The sequence below is a fragment of the Chroogloeocystis siderophila 5.2 s.c.1 genome, assembly GCF_001904655.1.
GTDB lineage: Bacteria > Cyanobacteriota > Cyanobacteriia > Cyanobacteriales > Chroococcidiopsidaceae > Chroogloeocystis > Chroogloeocystis siderophila.
On record NZ_MRCC01000013.1, the window covers coordinates 105206 to 130675 of the forward strand.

At 42.4% G+C, this 25470-nt stretch carries 22 protein-coding genes and 1 tRNA gene; 12 read left to right on the top strand and 11 right to left on the bottom strand.

Translation table 11 applies throughout. The annotated features are described in order from the left end of the window. Window positions 1-90 precede the first annotated feature (90 nt). Window positions 91-1425, top strand: coding sequence for a hemolysin family protein (locus tag NIES1031_RS16180; protein WP_073550605.1), 1335 nt, complete (start codon window positions 91-93; stop codon window positions 1423-1425). A gap of 619 nt (window positions 1426-2044) precedes the next feature. Continuing rightward, a complete protein-coding gene (locus NIES1031_RS16185) occupies window positions 2045-2572 on the top strand; it encodes an outer membrane beta-barrel protein (protein ID WP_073550550.1) in 528 nt (175 codons plus the stop codon). A gap of 144 nt (window positions 2573-2716) precedes the next feature. Here NIES1031_RS16185 and NIES1031_RS16190 read toward each other — a convergent pair whose 3' ends face one another. Then, on the bottom strand, window positions 2717-4303 hold the full coding sequence (locus NIES1031_RS16190; protein WP_236738866.1) for a polysaccharide biosynthesis protein: 1587 nt from the start codon (window positions 4301-4303) through the stop codon (window positions 2717-2719). An 884-nt stretch (window positions 4304-5187) separates the two neighbouring features. Between NIES1031_RS16190 and sir the strand changes: the two genes are divergently transcribed. Genes sir through NIES1031_RS16205 form a run of 3 tightly spaced genes read left to right on the top strand, consistent with a single transcriptional unit; the run spans window position 5188 to window position 9006 of the window. Next, window positions 5188-7173 carry a sulfite reductase, ferredoxin dependent gene (gene sir, locus NIES1031_RS16195; protein ID WP_073550552.1) on the top strand — a complete coding sequence of 662 codons (1986 nt, stop codon included), beginning with the start codon at window positions 5188-5190 and terminating at the stop codon, window positions 7171-7173. A 20-nt stretch (window positions 7174-7193) separates the two neighbouring features. Next, window positions 7194-7901 carry a 16S rRNA (uracil(1498)-N(3))-methyltransferase gene (locus NIES1031_RS16200; protein ID WP_073550553.1) on the top strand — a complete coding sequence of 236 codons (708 nt, stop codon included), beginning with the start codon at window positions 7194-7196 and terminating at the stop codon, window positions 7899-7901. Window positions 7902-7929: 28 nt separating this feature from the next. Beyond that, entirely contained in the window at window positions 7930-9006 is a 1077-nt protein-coding gene (locus NIES1031_RS16205; protein WP_073550606.1) for a tetratricopeptide repeat protein, read from the top strand. Window positions 9007-9023: 17 nt separating this feature from the next. On the opposite strand, the gene NIES1031_RS16210 is transcribed toward NIES1031_RS16205, so the two are convergent. The 3 genes from NIES1031_RS16210 to NIES1031_RS16220 all read right to left on the bottom strand — a co-directional run bounded on the left by NIES1031_RS16210 (window position 9024) and on the right by NIES1031_RS16220 (window position 11524). Next, complete coding sequence (locus NIES1031_RS16210) at window positions 9024-9683, bottom strand: hypothetical protein (RefSeq protein WP_073550607.1); 660 nt, start codon at window positions 9681-9683, stop codon at window positions 9024-9026. A gap of 848 nt (window positions 9684-10531) precedes the next feature. Next, window positions 10532-10604: transfer RNA gene (locus NIES1031_RS16215), tRNA-Phe, on the bottom strand. 65 nt (window positions 10605-10669) lie between these two features. Continuing rightward, complete coding sequence (locus NIES1031_RS16220; RefSeq protein ID WP_073550554.1) at window positions 10670-11524, bottom strand: metal ABC transporter permease; 855 nt, start codon at window positions 11522-11524, stop codon at window positions 10670-10672. Window positions 11525-11774: 250 nt separating this feature from the next. Here NIES1031_RS16220 and NIES1031_RS16225 point away from each other — a divergent pair, with 250 nt between their 5' ends. Then, complete coding sequence (locus NIES1031_RS16225; RefSeq protein WP_073550555.1) at window positions 11775-12185, top strand: ArsR/SmtB family transcription factor; 411 nt, start codon at window positions 11775-11777, stop codon at window positions 12183-12185. On the opposite strand, the gene NIES1031_RS16230 is transcribed toward NIES1031_RS16225, so the two are convergent. Beyond that, window positions 12182-12997, bottom strand: a complete 816-nt coding sequence (locus NIES1031_RS16230) for an SDR family NAD(P)-dependent oxidoreductase (protein WP_073550556.1) — start codon at window positions 12995-12997, stop codon at window positions 12182-12184. The genes NIES1031_RS16225 and NIES1031_RS16230 overlap by 4 nt on opposite strands. 981 nt (window positions 12998-13978) lie before the next feature. Here NIES1031_RS16230 and crtW point away from each other — a divergent pair. From crtW to NIES1031_RS16250, 4 genes are all read left to right on the top strand, one after another. After that, a complete protein-coding gene (gene crtW / locus NIES1031_RS16235) occupies window positions 13979-14743 on the top strand; it encodes a beta-carotene ketolase CrtW (protein WP_073550557.1) in 765 nt (254 codons plus the stop codon). A gap of 72 nt (window positions 14744-14815) precedes the next feature. After that, window positions 14816-15649, top strand: coding sequence for a bifunctional hydroxymethylpyrimidine kinase/phosphomethylpyrimidine kinase (gene thiD, locus NIES1031_RS16240; RefSeq protein ID WP_073550558.1), 834 nt, complete (start codon window positions 14816-14818; stop codon window positions 15647-15649). A gap of 226 nt (window positions 15650-15875) precedes the next feature. After that, window positions 15876-16391, top strand: a complete 516-nt coding sequence (locus tag NIES1031_RS16245) for a bZIP transcription factor (RefSeq protein ID WP_073550559.1) — start codon at window positions 15876-15878, stop codon at window positions 16389-16391. A 258-nt stretch (window positions 16392-16649) separates the two neighbouring features. Next, a complete protein-coding gene (locus NIES1031_RS16250; protein WP_009632395.1) occupies window positions 16650-16988 on the top strand; it encodes a P-II family nitrogen regulator in 339 nt (112 codons plus the stop codon). A 162-nt stretch (window positions 16989-17150) separates the two neighbouring features. On the opposite strand, the gene rdgB is transcribed toward NIES1031_RS16250, so the two are convergent. The 5 genes from rdgB to NIES1031_RS16275 form a co-directional block, all read right to left on the bottom strand. Continuing rightward, window positions 17151-17765 carry an RdgB/HAM1 family non-canonical purine NTP pyrophosphatase gene (gene rdgB, locus NIES1031_RS16255; RefSeq protein WP_073550560.1) on the bottom strand — a complete coding sequence of 205 codons (615 nt, stop codon included), beginning with the start codon at window positions 17763-17765 and terminating at the stop codon, window positions 17151-17153. 82 nt (window positions 17766-17847) lie between these two features. Next, window positions 17848-19278, bottom strand: a complete 1431-nt coding sequence (locus NIES1031_RS16260; protein WP_073550561.1) for a phosphoglucomutase/phosphomannomutase family protein — start codon at window positions 19276-19278, stop codon at window positions 17848-17850. A 260-nt stretch (window positions 19279-19538) separates the two neighbouring features. Further along, window positions 19539-20831, bottom strand: a complete 1293-nt coding sequence (locus tag NIES1031_RS16265) for a phospholipase D-like domain-containing protein (protein WP_073550562.1) — start codon at window positions 20829-20831, stop codon at window positions 19539-19541. 186 nt (window positions 20832-21017) lie between these two features. After that, window positions 21018-21518 (bottom strand): orange carotenoid protein N-terminal domain-containing protein, encoded by a 501-nt coding sequence (locus NIES1031_RS16270; protein WP_073550563.1) that lies wholly within the window; start codon window positions 21516-21518, stop codon window positions 21018-21020. A 255-nt stretch (window positions 21519-21773) separates the two neighbouring features. After that, the gene (locus NIES1031_RS16275; protein ID WP_073550564.1) at window positions 21774-22259 is read right to left on the bottom strand and encodes an orange carotenoid protein N-terminal domain-containing protein; all 486 of its coding nucleotides are present in this window, start codon (window positions 22257-22259) and stop codon (window positions 21774-21776) included. Window positions 22260-22532: 273 nt separating this feature from the next. On the opposite strand from NIES1031_RS16275, the gene NIES1031_RS16280 reads away from it, so the two are divergent. Beyond that, window positions 22533-23408 (top strand): SDR family NAD(P)-dependent oxidoreductase, encoded by an 876-nt coding sequence (locus NIES1031_RS16280; RefSeq protein WP_073550565.1) that lies wholly within the window; start codon window positions 22533-22535, stop codon window positions 23406-23408. Window positions 23409-23452: 44 nt separating this feature from the next. Here the strand turns inward: NIES1031_RS16280 and NIES1031_RS16285 are convergent, their stop codons facing one another. Further along, entirely contained in the window at window positions 23453-23860 is a 408-nt protein-coding gene (locus tag NIES1031_RS16285; protein WP_073550566.1) for a DUF6335 family protein, read from the bottom strand. 466 nt (window positions 23861-24326) lie between these two features. On the opposite strand from NIES1031_RS16285, the gene NIES1031_RS16290 reads away from it, so the two are divergent. Further along, a complete protein-coding gene (locus NIES1031_RS16290) occupies window positions 24327-25427 on the top strand; it encodes a DJ-1/PfpI/YhbO family deglycase/protease (protein WP_178378160.1) in 1101 nt (366 codons plus the stop codon). Window positions 25428-25470: the final 43 nt, after the last annotated feature.

Here is a 25470-nt window from a genome sequence, read left to right on the forward strand (position 1 = left end):
CTGTTCCCACAACTTGGTAACTCAGAGATAATAATGACATTTCTACTTACTAGCCACTAGCCACTAGCCACTAGCTTCTTGCCCCCTCTAATCTTCTCCATGAACTTTGAAATTCTCGTCATTTTTCTGCTGATCGTCGCTAATGGCATATTTGCTATGTCAGAAATAGCAGTTGTCTCATCACGCAAAGCACGGTTACAACAATTGGCAAACGAAGGTAATGCTAAAGCACGAGCAGCATTAAAGCTTGCCGAGTCACCGAATAACTTTCTCTCAACTGTGCAGGTGGGAATTACACTGATTGGTGTTCTAACGGGTGCTTTTGGTGGTGCGACGATCGCTAGAAATCTCGCGAGTTATCTTCAACAAATTCCTGTGCTTGCGCCGTACAGTCAAGCGATCGCATTAGGTATCGTGGTTTTAACCATTACATATCTTTCACTGATTATCGGCGAACTTGTACCGAAGCGTCTAGCATTAAATAGCCCCGAACGAATTGCTGCAAATATTGCAATGCCTATGCGTGTGATCGCGGTGATTGCTTCTCCGGCTGTTTATCTGTTGAGTGCTTCTACTGATTTTGTCTTGCGCATCTTAGGAATTGGCCCTTCCACCGAACCGTTAGTAACTGAAGAAGAAATTAAAGTTTTAATCGAACAAGGAACTGAGGCGGGAACCTTTGAAGTGGCTGAACAAGATATGGTGGAACGTGTCTTTCGGCTGGGCGATCGCCCCGTGAGTGCATTGATGACACCTCGTCCTGAAATTGTCTGGCTTGATTTAGAAGACTCGCTAGAAGTAAATCGTCATCGAATTATTGATGGCGGTCACTCGCGCTTTCCCGTGTGTCAAGGCGGCTTAGATAACGTTTTAGGAATTGTGTCTGTGAGTGACTTACTTGCGCGCTGCTTATCAAATCAACCGCTGGATTTAACCGTTTTGTTGCGTCAGCCGGTATTTGTTCCAGAAAGTACGCGCGGTTTGAAAGTTCTGGAGATGTTTAAGCAAACTGGAACACATATCGCGCTTGTTGTTGATGAATACGGCGTGATTCAAGGATTAGTCACACTCAATGACATTTTGATTGAAATTGTCGGCGATGTTCCATCCGATGACGACCAAGAAGAACCCCAAGCCGTACAACGCGAAGATGGTTCTTGGTTACTCGATGGTATGTTATCGATTGATGAATTCTTTGAACTTTTTGCAATTAAAGAAATCCCCGCCGAACATCGCGGTAGCTATCAAACTTTAGGTGGTTTTGTCATCACCCATCTTGGACGCATTCCTAAAGCTTCTGACTATTTTGAATGGCAAGGAATGCGAATTGAGGTCGTCGATATGGACGGTAATCGCGTTGATAAAGTGCTTGCTGCGCCTATGCAAACTTATCGACATCAAGAAACGGGCGGTACGGGAATTTAATTGTCGTATTTTTGCTTACGGTTCTAGTTAGTGCTGTTAGTGCTAAATATCATTGATATTAATAGATCCGCGGAGGCGATCGCATCGATAGTTCAATCGAGGCGCTTGTTGCTTCGAGTCGCTAGCTCGTTTTGAATATAAAAACATTGATCTGGTTGAATACATTCAAGCATTGCCTGAGCCTTATACGTTATTCGACCTAAACTCAATATAAGAATATAGTTTCCCTCCTTATAGAAGAAACTAAGCCTTTCCAAAACGTCTCCCACGCGTGGGGAATTTAGGGAGCTAAAACGACCGATCTGTTGATTGAGCAACGCCCAACCTAAAGCAAAACGGTAAAATACCAATTCGCGATATGTAATTAAGGCGCGTCACATCAAGGTTATATTTCTAAGTTTAAATCTCTATAGTATTGTGCCAGTTGTAAAACAGTCTACAAAACCCAAGCAATACGATAAAGAGTTGTATCATCAATGCGCTCAAAATAGCTTTGTCTAACTTATCTTCTTGAGATAAATACTAACTATATTTAGTAGAAACATTTGGAACTTTCCTTTCTAAAATTCGACTATAAAACTAAAGATGCAAAATACTAAATAATGCCAAGGTAAAGATTATGAAACTCTCTTTAAAAGCTGCTACAATTTCTGCTTTATCAGCACTTGTCATTGCTCCTATAGTGGGTGCTCCTGGGAAAGCTTTTGCTCAACCTACTGGTACAAATGCGAGCTATATCGGAGGTGGTATTGCTGCTGGTGTAACAAACGGCGGACAAACCGGAGATGCTGCTACTTTTGGAGGAAATCTTCAAGCTCGTTACGCAATTCCCAACACTCCAGTTTCGGCTCGTGGCGCTATTCTTTTTAGTAATGAAACAAGTGCTATTATGCCAATTGTTTCGTACGACTTGCCCGTTTTTAATAACACAAACGTTTATGTTGGTGGAGGTTACTCTTTCGTAGAGCAAAACGGTAAACCAACTCCTTTAGGTAACAGAAACTCTTTTGTTTTAACGACAGGAGTAGAAACGCAAGTGGCTAGAGATATCATTCTCTACAGCGATGCTAAACTAGGCATCCGCGCTTACGAAAATAGCCCAGCTTCAGCTGTAAGCTTTCAAGCAGGTGCTGCTTATCGCTTCTAAATCTATGAAAAAATTAGGCGTTAAATTGCCTAATTCATAATTACAAGGGTTGCTCATTATATAACGCAATGACAACCCTTTTTTATTAACGCTAAAACCTTGAATCTGTGGTAAAAAAAATCACCCATGAGGTTTATTATATAACTAAGAGCATAAAGCAAAACTAAATGTAGAAAGATTAACTGTCGAAGTTAAGTCATCGCAATGTTGTTGCGACACCGCTTTTAGATACGTAACTTCTTGTTGTATTGAAGGAAGAGTTGTCAGCAGTTTGATTAGTGTTTCAAATTCACTAATATTTTTGTAGGTACTTAGCAAACACTTCTGCATCAGTCTGCCGTATAATCCTTGAACAATTAATTCAATAATATCCTGGTGACACTCTAGCGATGCTCCTTCTGACGCTAATTGTTTCGGATTGGTTCCCCATTTTAATATCTTGAGCAGCGTTTGAGAGGGTGTTTGCGCAAAAATAGAACTTGTAACTTCTTTAACTGCTGTTTTAAGCCCGTATCTGATATTAGCTTCTGGTAAGCTCAAGTTATCTGTCAAGGTTTGGATGATTGCGAGATGTTTATTTAGTACTTCACTGGAGAAGTAAGCAAGTTCTGCAAGCATCATATCTCCCGATGCTTCTACCTGCGAGTTTTCTAAAGCATTAATCAATAAGTGTGTTTCTGTAGGTTTACTCCAATCAAATTGTCCTAAAAAACAAGGTTCTTCATAACCTGGTAACAGCCCTTGAAAATAGATTGGTAGGTGTTTACCTGATTCCAGAAGTTTGTAGAGTGCAATTTCTAGTGTCTCAGTAGGCCATCCTAAGTTACGGACTGTGAGAAATTTTAGTTTTTTCGGCTGAGATAATACAAGGGCATTAAGCAATAAATGCAAAGCTTCATTGATATTTTGTGCTGTTATGTATCGATGAGGTGCATGAATGTTAATGATTTTGCCTTGCTGAATTTTGTCTGATATTTGCTGACATACGGAACTATTATTCAACATATGCGTAAAGCGCACCATGCTGTAAGTGACATTACCCGTTTGTGCAGCTTGTGCTAATTGCCACTCGCAGAGTTTTTTAGATGCGGCGTAAACTTCGGCGGTGAAGTACCGCGCAGCTTTACCTGTTGAGGAGAAAATGCATTGCTGTACGCCGTATTCTTCGCAAAGTCGAATAATATGGTGAGTTCCACAAAGCGCGGTTGTGACGGTTTCTCTAATTTGCACTTCTGCTAATCCAGGAAGGCGTTGGGCGGCTAGATGAAAAACAATATCTGGTTTTTCGGTTTCAAATATATACTTGAGCGCGTGGTAATTACGGACATCAGCGGCGTATAAAGCGATCGCTTGTTTTTGTACTTTGATTGGAGTATGATCGTATAGGCTAGCACATCGTAATTTATCGACAGAGACCACTTGTCGCGCACCAAGCGCAATCAGTTTTTTCACTAACGCACTACCCACGCAACCTTCTCCACCTGTGACAAGTACAACTTTGCCGCGCACCTGACTACTAACTGCGGATTCATATAAATGAATTGTGCGTCCCCACACGTCAGTAAAAGGATCTTCTTGAAGTTGTCCCTCTGCTTGGTATGCTTGAATTAAATCTGAGGTTAATTTTGTTAAGGTTGCCAACACTTGAGAATCTTGTGGTTCTGGTGAACCCAGTGGAACTAACTCTTGGATGCATCGAATGATTTCTGATTTGCTGGTAGCACGAACCACTGGTAAAAGCACCTTAAGTTCCCCTTAAGCTAACTAGTTAAATTTTTGCTGTTTTTGGGTAAAATAATATACTCTGCGTTACCCATCCTTTTTATATCGTGTATAAAATTCATCTAACCAGCTACTTACTGAGAATTGATGTAATCTTAAAAAAACAGCGTCAATTGGTACATCTTAATTGGTAGGAGTTTAAGGATTGTGTAAGGTAAACAGGAATTACTTATCTTTGTGATATATGCAGGAGATGTTGAATCAATAAGGAGCATGAAAGCAAATTGAGTTGAATTAGATGTTATCTAGTAAAAATTTAATAAGACTAAATCGGTACTATTTTGTATTAATTCAGAAGCTTATATAGCAATCTCAAGTCAGTTGTGAGAATCCCTCTCTATCTCTTTCCTCTGCGTTTTCTGTGTATGCCAGTTGCTACAACGGGGAGCGACGAAGTCCGCTTGGAGCGCCACCCCCGCAACTTTGCCATAGCTCTTCTGTGGTTCGTTTCAAAAAAATCTTACACCTCAAATAGGATTGCTATATCTGAGCAAAATCCTTTTTAAGGAAAACTTCAAAGTGTTGAGTTAAGCGTATTTATAACTTTGTGAAGCATTAACTTTAGGAATTGATACCTATATCAGCGATCGCCCGCGCTCAAGCTTTAAGATATTATTAAAATAAGGGTGATTTTATCACAAAATCCTTGTTTTGATTGTGCAGGAGTTGTATAGCATACTTAATGGCAACTCCTGTTTTTTACCGTGCTAAGATCGAAGTATTCACCGTAATGCCGACTGGATTACTGGGAATTTACTAAATGCATAGATGTGTTATTAATTACTCGCGTCTGTCATAAATCTATATAAAGAGAACACCTGCCGAAAATTGCAATGGTTAATTCTTCCATTCCCACACCCGCAACGAAAAAGCCTTCCAAGGTAGAAGGAATCAAAGAACGCAGTAATTTTCTCCGCGAACCTGTAGCGACAGAACTGCTACAGGATACAACGCATTTTACCGAAGAAGCGGTACAAATCTTAAAGTTTCATGGGTCATATCAGCAAGATAACCGCGACAATCGGGTCAAGGGACAGGAAAAAGATTACCAATTCATGCTGCGGACGAAAAACCCTGGGGGATTGGTACCGCCACAACTATATTTAACACTGGACAAGCTTGCAGAAGAATACGGCAATCAGACGTTACGTGCGACAACGCGACAAGGATTTCAGCTGCATGGGATTTTGAAGAAGAATCTCAAAAATGCGATCGGCGCCATTATTAAAAATCTAGGTTCGACGCTAGCAGCTTGCGGAGACGTGAACCGCAATGTTATGGCACCACCCGCACCGTTCAAGAATCGTGCAGATTATCAGTATGCGTGGAAGTATGCGCAGAATATCGCAGATTTGCTAACGCCGCAAACAGGCGCATACTACGAAATTTGGTTGGACGGGGAAAAAGCAATTAGTGCTGAGGAAGATCCCGTAGTCAAAGAAGCGCGGCAGAAAAATGGGACTGGAACAACGTTCCATGAAGGCGAGGAGCCAATTTATGGCACGCACTATATGCCGCGCAAGTTCAAAGTCTGCGTTACAGTTCCCAAAGATAACTCGGTAGATTTATTTTCCCAAGATCTGACGCTGGTAGTCATGATGAATGACGATGAACTAGTGGGATTTAATGTCTATGCGGGTGGTGGTTTGGGACGAACGCATAATAAAGAAGAAACGTTTGCTCGTTTAGCCGATCCGATTTGTTATGTAGACAAAGAAGATGTTTACGATATTGTTAAGGCGATTGTTGCGACACAAAGAGACTACGGCGATCGCACAGATCGACGTCACGCACGTTTGAAGTACTTGATTCACGATTGGGGTGTGGACAAGTTCCGCTCGATGGTGGAAAAATACTTTGGGAAGCCGTTACAACCCTTCAAAGCACTACCTGAGTTTCAATACGAAGATTTTCTAGGTTGGCACGAACAAGGAGACGGCAAGCTCTTTTTAGGAATCTCTGTGCAAAATGGGCGGATTATGGACGATGCCAAAATGCAGCTACGTACTGCTTTACGCGAGATCGTTCAACAGTTCAATTTACCGATGCGGCTAACACCGCACCACAACGTTATTTTCTACGAGATTGAACCCGAAAAACGGCAAGCGATTAAAGCGATTCTGAGTCGCTGTCAAGTAGAAGCCGATCCAAATGCGATTAAGCCTTTGGTGCGCTATGCGATGGCTTGTCCTGCATTACCAACGTGTGGCTTGGCAACAACCGAATCGGAACGCATCATTCCGAGTGTACTAGATCGCATCGAGGCATTGTTGCAGAAACTCGGTTTAGGCAACGAGCATTTCGTGATTCGGATGACAGGTTGTCCGAATGGATGTGCAAGACCATACATGGCAGAATTAGGCTTTGTCGGTACTGGTCCAGAAATGTACCAAATATGGTTGGGTGGTAGCGCGAACCAAACGCGCTTGGCACAAGTCTACATCGAAAAAATGCATCTCAACAACCTAGAGGCAGAATTTGAACCAGTATTTGTTTACTTCAAACAAGCGCGTCAAGGTACAGAAACCTTCGGCGATTTTTGCGATCGCGTTGGCTTAGCGTCAATTCGAGAATTTGCAGTAAACTATACCCCGCAAGCTGTTGAAGAAACCGCACAACCCGCCGCTGACGAGCAGATTGCTGTTGTTGAGAGTGTACCAGCAAGCAACGGTAAAATCAGATCGCGTCACCGCATTAGTATCCGCGATGATGTTTACGACAAGCTCAAAATCATTGGTAGCCGTGAGGGGAAAACTTTAACGGCGATGGTAAATGAAGCACTAGAAACTTACCTCAAAGATCAGTCATCCGAGTTTTAGGTTAGTTAATCTAAAATTTCATGGGGCAATTACAACGATTGGCGATCGCACCTACCCAGCTGCACAACGAGCAAATTTTGCTGGCAAACGAACAACAGCATTATCTTCATCGAGTGTTGCGGTTACGGGAAGGCGATCACTTTATTGCGATGGATGGTACAGGGAATTCGTGGCTAGCCGTCTTATCAGGAAACTATGCGCAAATTCTTGAGTCGATTGTTGTCGAATCTGAGTTAAAAGTTGCGGTCAATTTAATTTTGGCATTACCTAAAGGAAACGGCTTCGATGAAGTCGTCCGCTGCTGTACGGAAATTGGCGTCAGTTGTATTATGCCAGTATTGAGCGATCGCACTTTACTTCAACCAAGTCCGCAAAAATTAGAACGCTGGCGACGCATTGCCAAAGAAGCTGCTGAACAGTCTGAACGCAGTCTTATCCCAACTATATTAGAACCTGTTCCGTTACATCAAGCACTTGCAGCGGCAACTTCAAGGCAGTTGTATTTTTGTGTAGCGCGGCGTAACTATCCACATTTAAAAACCTTACTCACAGCGACTTCTACAGAAATTACGATTGCGATTGGTCCTGAAGGCGGATGGACAACGCCAGAAATCGAAGGCGCGATCGCGGCGGAATTTCAACTTGTTTCGCTAGGTCGTAGAGTCTTGCGTGCAGTGACTGCGCCGATTGTTGCGATGTCGTTAGTCTCAGCAGCCTTTGATGGGTAAATTAAGAAGAAAAGCCCATTGTATTTTTATGATAGAGCAAATCGCTGCTGCAATGAAGTGCCAAAACTATCGTCTCGCAGCCCAATTAGTCAAACAAGTTCTGCAAAAATCACCCCAAAATGCTTGGGCGCAGCTTTACTTAGGGCAATTACACGAAGTTTCTGGGAAATTTGTGCTAGCAGAAAGCGTTTATCGTCAACTCTTACAGCGTACAACGAATACTAAAGTACTAACTCAAGCACGTCAAGGTTTGCAGCGCATTGAGGAAAGATTGCAACAACAAAGACAACAGGCGATCGCCGCTTCGACTGCTGATCCTCAAAATACACAAATCGGTATATTAATTTTAGAACCAATTCCACAAGAAATTAAAACGACAGCTGCCCAAAAATTTGCGCAAATCATGCAGCTAGATCCTTACACTGCGCGTCTCAAGTTACCAACACGCGGTTGGAAACTTTACAAAAGTGGCAAAATTGGCGAACTGCGTTTTTTGGGTGAGAATTTACGTGCGGCTGGAATTCCTTGTTTTTGGACAACCCTTGCAGAAATTGAGAAAATTCGGGTTTTTCAAGTCAGCTACTTTCAATCAACGACACCTCCGACTGTAGTGTGTCACAATGAGCAAAGTCAACAACGTTCAATAGCGTTTGATTGGTCAGAAGTGAGCCAGCGGGTGACGGCGCAATTACCGATTTTTGAGCAAGTCGTTGATCGTGATGTGCGTGGGAAACTACAGCGCAAAACGCAAACGCAAGATTATGCACAATTTTGCGATCTTCATCTTCCCGAAAGATTTTGTATTCTTCGGTTGTGCGATCGCAGCTATCAATTTCAACAAGGATGTGAGATGACACATCATCTCAACAATCAAACGGTCAGACTCAATTGGAATCGCCTCAGCAACTTCTTTCAACAGCAAATACCCCAAGCAAATGTCCAGGATGACTTTGCACCTTTTGCCGATACAGTCCTTGACCAAAGCGAAATGCTGGGACACCTCAAGTCTCATATCAATTTGTTCCGCAGAACCGAGACACCTTGGGACCCAGCATTTCATTTATATAGTGGACTAGCTTTGATTAAAGCTGTCAGCAGTTACTAGCTTGGTAATTTAGTATCTTATCCAGGAGTTTTGACTTGACGCGCCATATCCAAAAATGAGTTCATATTTGGACCTGGACGACGGCGACCGTTTGAACTAGCTGCTGGATTAAGATATTTAGGCGCAAACGTTGTTTCGGTTTGCGGTTTATTAATTGTACTGCTCGCCGCTGGCTTAGCAGGTACAGGTTTGACGCCCTCTGCTGTTTGCTCCAGTTGTACTTTTGGTGCTTGTGTTGCTGTCGCGGGCTCCTCTGTTTTGGTAGATTTAGTGACTGTCGCCGGCTGTTCAACTTTCTGAGACTTGGCAACTGTTGCAGTTTCTTCTGTCTTTTGAGTCACTTCACTCACTTTAGCCGCAATTGGTTCAGCCGTCTTTTGAGCCACTTCAGTCACTTTAGCCGCGATCGGTTCAGCGTTCTGAGCTACTTCATTTAATTTAGCTGCAACAGGCTCTAATGCTTGTTTTACTTGCTGTTTACCATTTGTGGGCTGCATTTCCTCAGCTTCATCAAGTTCCATAAAATAGCCATTGCGTTTTCGCTTCTTTTTAGCAGGATTTGCTGCTGACTTGTCACCTTCTAAACTGGGCTGGTTTTGTTGAGACTTCTTGCCACCGAAAAGCCCAATAAAAAAAGATAAAATTCCACTGAATATATTTTTGATAAAACCAATCATGACAACTGCTCCTAGCGTTGACGCGCTAAACTTAACTGTAACTTTAAACAACTAAGCCAAAATGTTATCTTTTATTTAGCCTTGACTTACCTTATTTCGATGATCAATCCCACAAAAAGCGTTAGGACAACTGTGCTATCAGACTCGCTATAGCCAGCACTCTCATCTCTGGGCAGAGCTTCCTAGAATTCCTCTATATATATTTTAGGCAACTAAGTATTTCAGGCAACTGAAGCCTAAGATACAAACTGCAATTAATTATGAGATTTTCACGGATATCAAGCAAGATTTTTATACTTTTTTTAACATAAATTTACTTATAGCGGCGTACAGTACGAATCCTCAATACTTGATGCACAATTCATAGTTATTCGCAGTTGCTCATTTTGACTAGACAACCTATTAAAAGCATCTTGTTCTAACAAAGCATAGTCTTGAATAGCAATATTTGTACTACATTTTCGTTGTATTTAAATTAATCTCAAAAAAATCATATTAAGTTTAAGCAATGAGTATTATACGTATAACATTAGCCTTGCATAGTTTTGTGCCTAAATTCGGCTTCCTATTACAACAGGTAGTACTTACTCTGCGATCGCAACGCCAACATTCGCGGCTTTGAGTCTGCCATTGGCTTGATTCAGTTGTCGCTCAAAATTCATTTGGACTAGCTGATTGTGAAACGAACTAACCACAATAGTTTGAACGGATTAACTCGTAAAAATCACATGATGACGTAAATGTAAGGCTTTGCAGCCAAACTTAAGGTGTGCTTAATTCTTATTCATTTGAGTAAATATCTAGTTGCTAGATGAGCGGTAGAGCGTAGAAACGCTCATCTAAGCGGATGCCAGGAGGCGGATTTGAACCGCCGACACGAGGATTTTCAGTCCTCTGCTCTACCAACTGAGCTATCCCGGCAGGCGTGTTTTTTGCGCTTAACTAATGTAGCAAATTGATATTGGCTTTGCAAGTAGATTTTTGAATTAAGCAGCTTTGAATTTTAACTTTGTCCAACCAAAGACAGCGACAAACACTAAAAATTGGATAAGAACGATGCTCGGACCTGAGGCAAAATTCAAAATACCCGACACAAGCATGCCCACAATGCTGCTACTAGCACCAATTAGCACAGACATTACTAAAAAACGAATAAAGCGATCGCTTGCAAGTTTAGCCGTAGCCGCAGGAATGACAAGAAAAGCATTGACTAGTAAAACGCCAACTGCTTTAATCGCGATCGCCACCGCAAAAGACAGCAGCACAACAAAGGCATAGCGATAAAATTGCACTGGGATACCCTGTACTTGGGCAACAGCAGGGTTAAGAGTCAACAAAATTTGTTGTCGTAGTGTCAGTAAAAGAAAAATGCTACTACCAACGAGTACTAGCAGTGTCAAAACCAAGTCAATCGCGTTAATTGCCAGAATATCTCCAAATAAAACTGACATTAAGTTACCTCGGTAGCCTTGGATTAAGCTGCTAAGAATGACACCAATTGCCAAAGCACCAGATAAAACAATACTCAAAATGCTATCGCTTGCTAAGTCGGTTTGGTCGATTAAGTACAGGACAACCAAGCCAAACACTAACGTAAAAGGCAGTAACATCCAAGTAGGGTTTAGCTGTAGCAACACGCCTAGAGTCACACCAACTAACGCTGCATGACCTACTGCATGACTAAAAAAAGATAGCTGTCGCAAAGTGACAAAGCTACCAAGTAAACCACCAAGGATTCCCATTAACATCGCACCCGCGATCGCGCGCTGCATAAACGGAAATTGTAGTAAATTCCATAAATCATTACTTGCAATAACCGCTAATTGTTCTACGGTGTTCATCTTGTCAGAAAACGAATTTATTTTGTTTGCGCACTCCTCAAACTAGGATCGCATAGACCGAGCGGTTTCCAGACAAATCAATGGTAGGAAGTTTCTCCCATACAGATTGCAAAGTTGACAACCCGCCAAAAATAGAGGCTATAAAATAGCGATAGCCAATCTAGCATAGGATGATATCAGCTAAAAAAGTTCAGCGAGTAGCTCAAGTTATACTTGGAGTGTCTAGGTAAAATACTTAATAGATTGTCAAATGTCATCAATCAATACTGCCGATTCAGTATTAACGAATTCTACCCAGGATGAAAGGCTTAAGTGTCATCCACCACATCCTGTTGATGTCGATAGCGTAAACTGTCTGCAACATCGAGTTCTCAATACTGAAAAAGCGCAGCGCATGGCAGAGTTTTTTAGCTTGCTAGGCGATCCTAACAGGTTGCGAATTTTGTCACTTTTAGCCGCACAAGAACTTTGCGTATGCGACTTGGCAGCGGCTTTAGACATGAGCGAATCAGCGGTTTCGCATCAATTACGTACGCTTAGAACAATGCGCTTAGTTAGCTACCGCAAGCAAGGGCGCAATGTTTTTTATAATCTTCAAGATAGCCATGTGCTGAATCTCTATCAATCCGTTACTGAACATCTCGATGAGATAGCAGACTAGTCTTTTTGCTGCTTCAACCCTCTACGAAAAACTAACTGCATTAATCCAGGAAATAGCCCGTAAGCAGCTTTGGAAACATTCGCCGAACCGACGAATATTTCTTCACGCTGATGTTTCACTGCTTCCCACACAGCTTCGGCAACATCTTCTGGTTTTTCAATGATGGGAGTACTTAGAACTTGGTTAAGCTGGTCAAGGCGTCTTTGTGCGTCTTTTTGATCTTTACCACGAAGGATTGCACGTTCTAAAAAGTTGCTTTTGATAATGCTTGGATAAATTCCACCTACATGAATTCCTTTTGGCTTGAGTTCTGAGTGCAACGCTTCTGTTAAACCCGTAACTGCATATTTACTTGTTGTGTATGGCACAAGGTAGGGAATAGGAACTTTACCACCAATCGAACTTATATTAATGATTGTGCCAGTTCCTTGCGCGAGAAAGTGCGGTAGCAATGCATGAATCGTATGAATATATCCCCACAAGTTGGTATCAAGCGTTTGATGCCAATCTTCTAATGAGAACTCTTCTACAGGACCAGAAATGTAAATTCCTGCGTTATTAACAAGTACGTTAATTGTACCGTAATGATCTAGGGCTTTACTCACTAGGGCTTTGACTTGTTCTGGATCGCGGACATCGGTGGGAATTGCGATCGCCTGGCGACCAAGACTTTGAATTTCTGCCGCTACGGCTTGTAATGGTTCTAGTTGTCTGGCTGCTATGACTAAATCGTAACCTTTGCGAGCAAACAATAGCGCTGTTGCCTTGCCAATACCTTGCGAAGCACCCGTAATTAAAACTGTAGTCGCCATGATTGTGCCATCTTGATGCTGTACTCACAAGATCTATTAGCTGGCTCTGGTTTTCACTGTACCTCTCTCTGTTGGCAGAAATATCTATCTTTCGCTACGCCAAAGATAAAGTGTTTTTTAGGAAAACAGAGGGCTAAAAATCATCATAAGTAAACTTAGGACTTCAAACCCTCTTGGTAAAAAGAGAAGTTAGTTTCTAGAACATAAAAGCTTTCTATCTGCTACCCTCTAGCTTTGTTCAGGAGTTGAAATGACGGCGATCGCCTACTTAATTATCTTCTTTTAAATACTTATAAAATCTATAAGAATTAATCATAGGACTACCATACTGTCAGTAATTAACCTGAGTCTCTTACCACATTGATATCTATACACTGGTATAGAAAGGCTTGACAAATACATTGATTTGGTATAAAAAGAAACATTTCTATAGCTTAAACACTAAAAGAGGTTAGCTCTTTTTTATGACTAAAGAAAGACTGCGAGGCTGTGTTTGATGCTATGATAAGAAATGTAAAGTTAAGTAAAAAAGGAAGCTTTCAGGATAGATAAGTCGAAGTAGTGTAATTCTTGATTCTAAGGAAAGTAGGCGATAAAGCTTCTGATTTTTGCTGTAAAACATATTGCTTGTCAGAATAAGTACCTCGTAGTAAAAGCTATGTGTAACACAACTTTTAGCTTAAAATTTAGGCTGTAAAGTTTTATTCTTTGATATCTTGAGTGATTGGTAATTGACTAAAAAAGTCGGCAAAAAGTATCAAAATGTTCAAAATCTTTGCGATGCTCTTTGTAGTCATAAGAATTGACAAAATTGAGCACGTACTACTTTCTTGAAATTCAGCAGGCTGCCATCAAAATTTAAAACTAGCGTAGTCAATACAAGAGTTACTAGCAGCAAATAAACGGGAGTCTTTTGTCCTGAGTATACTTTGCTGCCTAATAACACGATGGACAAACAAAAAAAGTATTAGTCTTGATAATATGAGTCAATTTATAGCTACATTACAAAAGAACTCACAACAGAAAAGTACAAGCGTAAATACATATCAATGTTTATTAATGGCTATCTTAGTTATTTTCTGTTGGGCAGTAAGTTTAGCTTATCTCCTTTCTATAGATATTTCAAATACGCCCAGCGTCAATTTTCTACCTGCTATACTTTTGCAAACATTCTTGTATACAGGTTTGTTTATTACGGCACATGATGCTATGCATGGAGTCGTTTTTCCAAAGAATGCTAGAGTTAATAACTTCATTGGTTCAGTAGCAGTAGGACTATACGCACTTTTCTCATATAAAAAACTCCTAAAAACGCACTGGCAGCATCATCAAAACCCCGCTACTGATTTAGACCCAGACTTTCATAATGGTAAGCAAGTAAACTTTTTCAGCTGGTATTTCCACTTTATGAAAAAGTACTGGAGTTGGTGGAGGTTAGCAGGGTTAATTGCTATGTTTTATTTGGGAAGTTATGTATTACATTTACCTGAAAAGAATTTGACTTTATTTTGGATTGTTCCTTCTATTTTAAGTTCAGTACAGCTATTTTATTTTGGGACTTTCTTACCGCATCGAGAGCCAGTAGGTGGATATACAAATGTTCATAAAGCACAGAGTAATCCGTTGCCTATTTTTTGGTCATTCATTACTTGTTATCATTTCGGTTATCATCGAGAACATCATGAATATCCCAATGTTCCTTGGTGGAAACTACCAGAAATATACAAAAAAAGCCAAAGCTTATAAGTGCAATAGTTATTATCCCGCTTCAATTGCTATTTATAATTAATTTGCTAGGACGTAACTCAATTTACAATTGTGACAAAACCGAAGATCCGTGTTGCTTTGACAATTGCTGGTTCCGATAGTGGTGGTGGCGCAGGAATTCAAGCAGATTTACGCACGTTTGCTTTTCATTGTGTTCATGGTACGAGTGCGATTACTTGCGTAACGGCACAAAACACACTAGGAGTGACGCGTGTTGACGCGCTACCAGCAGCGGCTGTGATTGCACAAATACAAGCCGTTGTTGAAGATATTGGAATTCAAGCTGCGAAAACAGGGATGTTGTTAAATCAAGAGATTATCACAGCCGTTGCCCAGCAAGTAAGGAAATTAGAAATTCAGAATTTGGTTGTCGATCCGGTGATGGTATCGCGTACAGGCGCGCAGTTAATTGACGATGCAGCAGTTGTCAGTTTGCGAGAAAGTTTAATTCCGTTAGCAACTGTTGTCACGCCAAACAAGTACGAAGCACAGTTGTTGAGTGGTTTAGAAATTCATAACATCGATGATATGCGGGCGGCGGCGGGGCAAATTTATCAACTCGGTGCTAAAGCAGTTCTGGTTAAAGGCGGCGGAATGGCAGGTAATCTGCGCGGTGTGGATGTGTGGTTTGATGGACAACACTGGGAAACTTTAACGACGATGCAGGTAGATACCGATAATACGCATGGTACGGGTTGCACTTTAGCAGCAGCGATCGCGGCTCATTTAGCGCTGGGAGATAATACTTTGACTGCTGTCCGCCGTGCGAAAGAGTATGTGACTACTGCGCTGCAATATGCTTTAGATATTGGTAATGGACAAGGACCTGTAGGACACTTTTTCCCGTTGTTAGCCGTAGATGGCTATAGTAGAGGTCAGAATTAAAAGCTAGTTGAATTTAGCGGTTCTGATCTTCCATCATGTTCTAACTCTATTGACCATTGCTATAAAAGACGATAAAGCTTATTTTTTACTTTTTTCTAAGTAGCTACAAAAGTAAGGCAAGATCGACTATTCTTGTGCATAACCTTACAGAATGGCTGAGTCTGATCGCTAACTAATACAGACCAGGCTAGCCTGATGAAGTTCTGTTCTTTATGCCAAGGCATCGATGCGATCGAGTACAACCCCTCCCCCTAATTCCACCTCTGGAAGACAATACTCACCCTCGGTACCGCTTTCGGTATACAAGGAACTTGTTGCACAACTGCAAGCGACAGAAGCCAAAATCAACTTGCTGAGTGCGGAAAACTATGCATTAGCCAAACAAAATCAGCAACTTCGACAGGAAATCGAAACAGCGGTCCAGTCGGTTATCCGGCTGCAACAAATCGTTGATGGTACGCCACCTTATAGCCCTAATTATCATGTTACTCGACCTGCTTCGTCTTCGCGGTCAACGCAGCGCCGCAAAAAAACAGTCAAGCCGATGACTGTACCACCAAAGCAAACAAGTACGGTTGGGCGCTTACAGACAGAACAAGAAGATGGGAAATATCGCCGTCGCATGTCTCCAACCGCTTCAGAAGTCAATGGTTGGGGTTTGGCGATCGCAATCTTAGTCATTATCGTCTCGGCGTTTGGTGCAGGCTATCTTATTGTGGGACCACTGCGGTCTAATCGTTGAATAAGGAAATCTTTTACTAAAAAGCCACGTGCTACTCGTTTAATGTATTATTTGTTACTAAATACTGAGATCATTGAATGGTATTTAAAAGTTCATGTTTTACTCACCAGTACAAACACTGCACCCTGTCATACTTTTTATGGAAAATAACGAATTGACTGAATGTAACATCATCCTATAATTGACTTTGTTTTAGAACTGATGTGGTGATAGCGTTTATTTGAATGCTAAGCGAACTTAAATAAGGAGTGAAGAAAATTGAAAAAAGTTGAAGCAATTATCCGTCCTTTCAAACTCGATGAAGTCAAAATCGCGCTAGTTAACGCTGGTATCGTTGGGATGACAGTTTCTGAAGTTCGCGGCTTTGGACGGCAAAAAGGACAAACAGAACGTTATCGTGGCTCGGAATACACGGTAGAATTCTTGCAAAAACTTAAAGTTGAAATCGTTGTTGAGGATAGTCAAGTTGATATGGTGGTAGACAAAGTAATTGCTGCCGCCCGTACAGGGGAAATTGGAGATGGTAAAATCTTTATTTCACCTGTAGAGCAAGTGATTCGGATTCGTACCGGAGAAAAGAATCTAGAAGCAGTGTAATAAAAAACTAAAAGTGAGGGGTAAGGAGCGAGTGGCTAGTTATGAGTTTTGAGTGATGCGTTTTGAGTTGAATATAAAACACTATTCTTCCTCTGCTCACGCCAGTTTGCTCAACGGGGCGAACTCCCGCACGCAACTGGCTCCCCCTGCACCCTTTGCTTTCTATACCGCTCGCTCAACGCGAAGTTGTGTGAGTTGGGGAAGTAGTGCTTTAAAGGCTTGACCGCGATGGCTGACTTGCTGTTTGACTTCAGGAGGCATTTCAGCAAAAGTCATGTTGTGGCTTGGTACATAGAAAATTGGATCGTAGCCGAAGCCGCCGCTACCGCGAGGGGTAAAGAGGATTTCACCGCGACAAATTCCTTGCGTTTGCAGCGCAATTTCACCATTAGGACGCGCGATCGCGATCGCACAAACAAACTTTGCTTGGCGATTTGCTGCTTTTGCTAGTTCGTTTAAGACGCGTTGAATGCGGTCAGCGTCAGTTTGACCATACCGCGCAGAATACACGCCAGGAGCGCCATTAAGAGCATCGACGGCTAAACCCGAATCATCGGCGATCGCCCACTGACCAGTTGCTTTTGCTACCGTAGATGCTTTGAGACAAGCATTCTCAACAAAAGTACTCCCTGTCTCCTCAACTTCCAACGATTCTGGCTTGAGAATCAGTTCCCACCCCAAATCTTCAAGATAAGCTTGCATCTCGCGTAGCTTACCTGGATTACCTGTAGCAACTACGAGTAAGTTTGGCTGTTGACTAACAGATAACGCATTCATCAGTAGAGCCTCACAATCAAAGCTAGAACCCTAATATTAAAGTTGGAACTTGGGGTTCCATGGAAGCAGTGGACAGTACAAATCATTCTGCCCACTGCTTTGCCCAAGCCAAAGTCCGATGGACTTGTTGCATTGTGGGGGCTTCGCAGTATAGGCGTAAAACGGGTTCAGTACCACTAAAACGAATCATTAGCCAACTGTTATCGGCTAACCGGAATTTGTAGCCATCGATGCTGAGACAGTCTTGAACGCGTTCGCCCGCGATTTCGCTTAGAGATTGATTTTGGAGTTGCGCTAATAGCCGCGATCGCACTTCCATGCTAGCAAGTGGCAAATCAATGCGATCGTAGGCAGAAGTAAAATCAGTTTTTGCTTGCAGTTGACGATATAAATCGCTTAAATCTGTTTGCGATGTTGCAATCGCTTCGAGGACGTATAGTGCAGATAGTAAAGCATCGCGTTCGGGAATATGCGTTCCATAACCGATTCCGCCCGATTCCTCACCGCCTAGTAACACCTGAGTTTCTAACATCCGATCGGCAATGTATTTATAACCAATCGGTGTTTCATAAACGGATAGCTGGTGTAACGCAGCAACTTTGGGAATTAAATCAGAACCACTCACCGTTTTCACGATTTCGCCAGTCAAACCGCGCTCAACCGCTAAATGTTCGATGAGTATCGGAATTAAAACTTGCGAACTCAAAAAATTGCCTTGTCCATCGACCGCAGCAATGCGATCGGCATCGCCATCAAAGACTAATCCTACCGCTAAAGCTTCTACCGCGTTTCTTTGGTGCGATCGCATCAGGCGAAATAGGCGCGATAAGTAGCGCGGTAACGGTTCTGGCGCACCGCCACCAAAGAGAGGATCGCGATCACTATTAATTTCCTCTATGGGTACTCCCAAGATCTGCGACAACCCGCCAGAAGCAGCACCGTGCATTGCATCTGCAAATACACTCAGCTTTCCTTGCGTAATACAAGCGCGAATTTTTTCGATGTCTACTTTCGCGCGTAATGTTTCGCAGTAGTTTTGCCAAGGGTTAAAGTGCGATATTTTACCAGTTGTCTGGGTTGGTAATGGTTCACTCAGCAATGCTTCAATTTCTCGCGTAACTTCCGGCGGAACCGATCCACCAAAAGCACCTTTAACTTTTAATCCTAGATAGCTACCAGGATTGTGACTCGCTGTAATGACTAATGCGCCTAATGCATTATGCTGCTTTGCTGCTAAGCTAAACGCTGGGGTAGGAGCGTAAGTTTCTGATAGCAAGACATCAAAACCAGCTTCGGTGACGGCTTTTGCGGCTTTTTGCGCAAACACTTCTGCCATAAAGCGACGGTCATAACCAACAATAACCGTATTGCTACCTGTATCGCCATACGTTTGCGATAAGACTTTTGCAGCGATCGGCGCAACTAGCGAGAGATTATCAAAGGTAAACTCCTCACCAATAATTCCTCGCCAACCGTCTGTACCAAACTTGATTGCATTCCCAGCAACTGGCATCGAGTGTATCCTATTGTATTTGCACTATTTACTTGAATCGAATCTAACATTGAAAGTTTAGCATTAATGAAAATCACACCTTACTTTTGTTAGGTAATCTACTAGAGGTCACACGTCAGAGTAGGTAACTAGCTTGGCGACTAAAGTCGCAGCTTAAAAACTAAGCCCACCTGCGTCGTGGGCTAATGAAAAGTATGTTGTATAGAAATCTGTGAAGACAGGTTTTGTTTATGTAGCTGCGGTTTTAACCGTTCAGCTATTTATAATTGCGATTGAAAGAATAATACAACTCTGCCTACGATGCGCTGCCAAGTAGGACGCCTGTGCCACTGAGTTTGGTTAATCTGTTCGCTTCTTGCAAATCCTTTAAGAAAGAATTGCTCGATATTTTGCACGAGTTGCTCATCAGCAGAAGATATCTCAAGTTCGTCGTTGTGGAAGAAACTGCGCGGATCGAAATTTGCGCTTCCGCTACTCACCCAGTAATTATCTAAAAGTAAGGCTTTGGCGTGCATCATACTCGGTTGGTATTCGTAAATTTTCACGCCTGCTTTGAGTAAACTGCCGTAAAGTTGGCACGAGGCGTAGTAAACAAATTTTTTGTCACACTGACTACCATTTGTCAGAATGCGGACATCGATTCCATTATTTTTTGCACTGACAAGTTCTGTTTGCAAGTTTTCGTCGGGTATGAAGTAGGGGCTAGCAATCCACATTCGTTGTTTTGCAGCCGAGATACTCACTTGAAATAATGCTCTCACCGATGAGGCGCGATACGAAGGATCGTCACCAGCGGTGACTAAGACAATTGCATCATCGTTTGGTAGCGGATTAAAAATTTGAGGATCTAAATCAGCAGTACCGCGTACATAAGTCCAGTGCTGCATAAATATTCCTTCGAGGGCTGCGACGACTTCACCTTCCCAGCGCATCTCAAAATCGTACCAAGGACCTGTATCTTGAATATTATCGAGTCCATCCCAATAGTCAGAAATTCCTGCGCCGCCAATTAAGCCTACTTTACCGTCAATGAGGAGTAGTTTGCGGTGCGTACGCGCAAAGTAATCTACCGGAGCTTTCCAGTTAAAATCGTTGTAGAAATGAATATTAATTCCGGCGGCGCGTAATCGTTGCCAATAGCGTTGTGACAGTTTTTTTGCACCGTATTGATCGACAACAATTTCAACTTCAACACCCGCTTGCGCGCGTTCAATCAGTGCATCAGCTAAGTCATTGACGCGTCGCCCTGGAGTCATGAAAAAGGTTTCAAAATGAATCGCGTGCTGGGCGCTACGAATAGCCGCAAGTCTCGCTGCATTGATCGCTTCAGATTCTACCCAAAAACCTGTTAAGCGTCCGCTGGTTGTCACAGAGTTTGATAGGCTAGCAAGTGCTAAAGGAAAACGCGGATCGCGCGGCGCGGGAACGTTTTTGATTTTGTACTCGATGCGATCGCGAAACGTTCCTCGAAAGTACAAAATAAAAACAACGACACCTGCTATTACTGACGCTGCTACGCCTAACCAACGTAACGCTGTATAAAATTGGCTCATCTCTACATTTGTATTCCTCGCTAGCAGCGTTTGCAATTCACTAGAAGGAAAAATTCCTCAATGCTGCTACTAGTTACTGGTACAAATTAATACTATACCGTAGCAACACTGAGGAATATAAATATATAATGCAAGTTGTCAGATGCACTAACACTAGAACATGAACGCTAGTGTCATGGCGATCGCCTAAACGATTTGTGTTAAAAAGTTCAACTTCTGTTCGGTATCGAGCGATCGCAGTGAACTTAACAACTCAGACACTTGCGCCGAAGGGCTATAATCACTTGGTATTCCGACAACACCATGACCAAGCTTTTGGGCTAGCTGATACCAAAATGCTAACTTCGACTCGGTTTTCAGCGAACCATACTCGCTTGTTGGAACAGTATTTCCCCCAGAAACGAGTTCGGTTAATGCCTTGCTAGGATTAGGATCGAGCGTTGTTTCATTTTGATCATTGCGGCTTGCAGGTAAGAGATCGCGCAGCGCATCAACTTGTCTTTCTGGCGACAGTTCCTGAATTTTTGCAACTAACCCAGATACTTCTGATGCATTTCCTACTTCAGCGGGAACTGCGCTAGCCACATCTTGATATATTAAAGCCATCGCAGCTAGGCGATCGTCGATATCTAATTGTTTGAAAGCTTTTACAGATTGATTGATAACATCCATGTTCGCAGAAGTCATAGCACCCTCTTCAATTTCGATTATTGTCTTAGCTGACTTTCGAGAACAGGAAAAACAGATGACAACGCAGTTAGATAATGACCCAATTCCGATTGCAGGTATGAGATTGAGAATACGTTTACACTTGTGAAGTTAGAAAGCGAAAATACTCAACTTTCTAACTACTTCGCTATAACGTTTCTATTGCATTTCCGAGTTATCTAGAAATACTAGAATGACAAATTCAACTTCTCACTCAAAAAAAGCAAATTGCATCTATACTTCTGCTCCACCTGCGGGTTCTGCACCCATCGGTGAGACATAATCGCGTAAGGTTGTAATTTGTTGCTCGAATTCCAGTCCTTTTATTTGTTCTAGAACTTGTTTTGCTTCAGAAGAAAGCTCGTAGTTAGGAGGCATGGGGATAATTGTACCGCTATCCATTCCTTGCGCTAAGCGATACCAAACTAATAATTTAGTCGTATCGCTCATAGAGCCGTACATCCGCGTATATTCAGTATCAGCTTTGTTAATCAAATCGCGCTGAAACTGTAATTGTTCTTCTTGCGATTTTTCTTTAATTTGATTGAAAAGTCCTTCCGCAATATCAGGAGAAACAGTACTCGCTTGAGGTGCAGCAGGTGTAATCGAATCACCCATTTCTTTATAAATAAACCAGAACAAAGCCAGTTGTTCGTCTACACCTAAGCTTTGAAAAGCTTTGACGACTTGCGTAATCGTCTCATCGTTAGTTGTTGGCATAAATACCTCGACTCAAATTGCTCAAATAAACTACAGCTAGATTCTTTCGCTATAACATTAGTCAGTATGGTAAGAACATTGAAAGATACTCAGAATCATGACTCCGACTGTGGGTAATACACTGCATTGCCTCTCTGACCTCTGCTAGCAATCTAGAAAACTAACCTAAACGAACGGTATCAAAAGACGCGATTTCAATGAACCCCACTGAAGACAGATGTATATCAACTTTATGCTCAGCAAATTGAAGTATTAGATTAGGAGGAATTGAATGTGAACCGATGCTTAGAAGACAAGGTTGCGATCGTGACTGGAGCAGGTACGGGAATTGGTGAAGCGATCGCCCACAAATTTGCGAAAGAAGGTGCAAAAGTTGTTGTCAACGGCTTACCCGACGATCCGATCCAAGATGTTGTAGACGCAATTAAAAAATATGGTGGTGATGCAGTTCCCTACGCAGGTGATGTTTCGCAAGAATTTCATGCGCAAAACTGTGTCCAGACCGCAATCACTGCATACGGACAACTGGATATTCTGATTAATAACGCCGGAGTTTTTCTCGCAACGGCGGAAACGCAAGATTATCCAGTTGAAGTTTTTGATGACACGATGCGGATGAATATCCGTTCCGCATTTTTAATGACTAAGTATGCCCTACCACACTTGCAAAAGTCGCGTGGTAACATCGTCTCAGCTGGCTCAGAAGCAGGGTTTAATGGGATTGCGCAAAACACGCCGTATGGGGGTACAAAAGGCTGGATGCACTCTTTTATGAAGGGTGTTGCGGTTGAGCAAGCAAAGTACTGTATCCGCGCTAACTGCGTTTGTCCTGGGGCGATTGATACCGCGTGGACGCGCAAAGAAAAAGGTCCAATGGATAGCAAAATGGAGAAAATGCTAATTCAGGGTACGCCGATGGCGCGACGCGGTACACCGGAAGAAGTTGCGAATGTGTATGCCTTTATTGCTTCTTCGGAAGCTAGCTATGTTACGGGTGCGTTGTGGTTAGTTGACGGCGGCGTTACTGTAGCTAAAGGCGCTGTTGGTTCTGATACTCCAATGTGGTTTCGTTCGGAACCGCAAGGTGAATTACGCTTGGAACACGCACAAGAAGGATTAGATAATAAAGATACGCAAACAATTAAATAGCAATTCGCTTATCGGGTAGAGCATAATTTCTACCCGACTAAAATTCACTCCGCGTGTTCTTCATAGTCCTCGGAGGATTGCGGATCTAATTCCCAACGGCGATCGTCACGAATGTTCAACACTTCGGTGGTATGGACGTACTCTTCTTCTGCCATATCTATACCTACAGCAGCACCGATTTCATCGACAACGTTCTGATCGGGAGTTGCCGCGGTTCCGCCTACGGCTTCTTCGCCCGCAACATCAGCTTGATCCCACGCCGCATCTAAGTCACCGCCTGACAATTCTGGACTGACATCAGTGTAGTCACTCATACGCCGCCCTGCTGCTGTACCTGAATCAACTCCAGGTGGTGTATGTACTCCGGTACCGTACGATGGATTTGTGTCTTCTAAGTCTTCATCATTAATAAAATCTTTGTCTGGAGTTGCTTTATTTGCTTTTTCAGCCATAGCCTTATATCCTCATAAACTGCAAGAAAATTTGATAAAACTTGTTGCTAATCGTCTATATTTCCACCATAACCTTTTTGATTGCAAGGCAAGCTATTTCTTAGGGGATATCCCTTATGAGAGAAGAAATATATCCCTTTGGAGTGACGAGAAGCTAAGGGCAGGCTACATAACCTAGAAAAAGGAATTGATGTAAAGCTGCGTTGTTACAAATACAGCAATCTCAAACACACTAGCGTCAACCTACTTGCGATCGCCAATACTGTATGAGAAATGGCAGGTATATTGTTAAAGCATTTTCTCAATGCATCATTCAAATCAAGCAACAGTAGTCTTCCTTATCTGCGCACAAGTGTGTTTACAACGACGACAAGTTATCTACAGCAAAACAAATTGCACCAATTTATCAGTAACTTAGCAATCTCATTTGAATATTGAATCAACACACCACAATTTAGGAGGTAAAATGACAATTTCTAGCAATTCTCGAAATCGCAAAAAGGTCGCTATTCTCATTGAAAATGGCGTTGAAGATGTCGAATTTCAAATTCCATACAACGCTTTGAAGCAAGCAGGATTTGATGTCACAATTCTTGGCTCGCGGACGAATGAAACGTACAAAGGTAAGCAAGGAAAGCTCGCTAAAGAAGCCGACGGAACTACCACAGAAGCGATGGCTTCTGAATTTGATGCGGTAATTGTTCCTGGGGGTATGGCTCCGGATAGAATGCGCCGCAACCCAAATACTGTACGCTTTGTGCAAGAAGCAATGGAACAAGGCAAAATCGTTGCTGCGGTTTGTCATGGACCACAGGTTTTGATTGAAGGTGACTTACTCAAAGGTAAGACCGCAACCGGCTTTGTTGCAGTGCGTAAAGACATGATCAACGCGGGTGCAAATTATGTCGATGAGCCGTTAGTCGTTGATGGTAATTTAATTACTTCGCGTCAACCTGGAGATTTGCCAATTTTTACAACCGCGATTTTGAGCCGTTTAGGCTATGGCGGGAAAGAAGCTGCGCTTCCTGACGAATCTGATAGAAATGCAGAATGGTGGAAACTCGCTGATGCGTGGGGTGGTTCAACCAAAGGCGAAATTGTCCAAGCTTTAAATACAGCGTTGGCGGGTGAGCGTTATGCGCAAGAGGCGCTAGAGCAATATGCACAAAAAGAATCGGATAGCGAAGTGCGATCGCTCTTTCAACAAATGATGCAAAGTAAGTTGCAGCACATCCAAAAACTAGAAGCCCGTTTAGCCGCTTTGGGCGAAAAACCATCATTAACCGCAAATATTGCCGATAAATACGCTAAAGTCAAAGCTGCGCTTCGCGGTAGTGACGATATCTATCAAATGCGCTGTGCCTTGGGTGATTTGCAAACAGGTATCAACGATATTTCTACGTTGATGGTCAGTACAAGCGACCCTGTAACGACTGACCTATTACGCGATATTGCTCAAGATATGATGCAGCAAGAGCAACAGCTAGTCAAACTTTATCGCGCGCGCGTAGGTAGTGCAGTGAAACCAGGTAAACCGACAACTGGTCCTGCGATCGCTGCTCAGTAGTCTCAGTAGTAAGTAAGGAGAAAGGTTTTACTTTCTCCTTTTC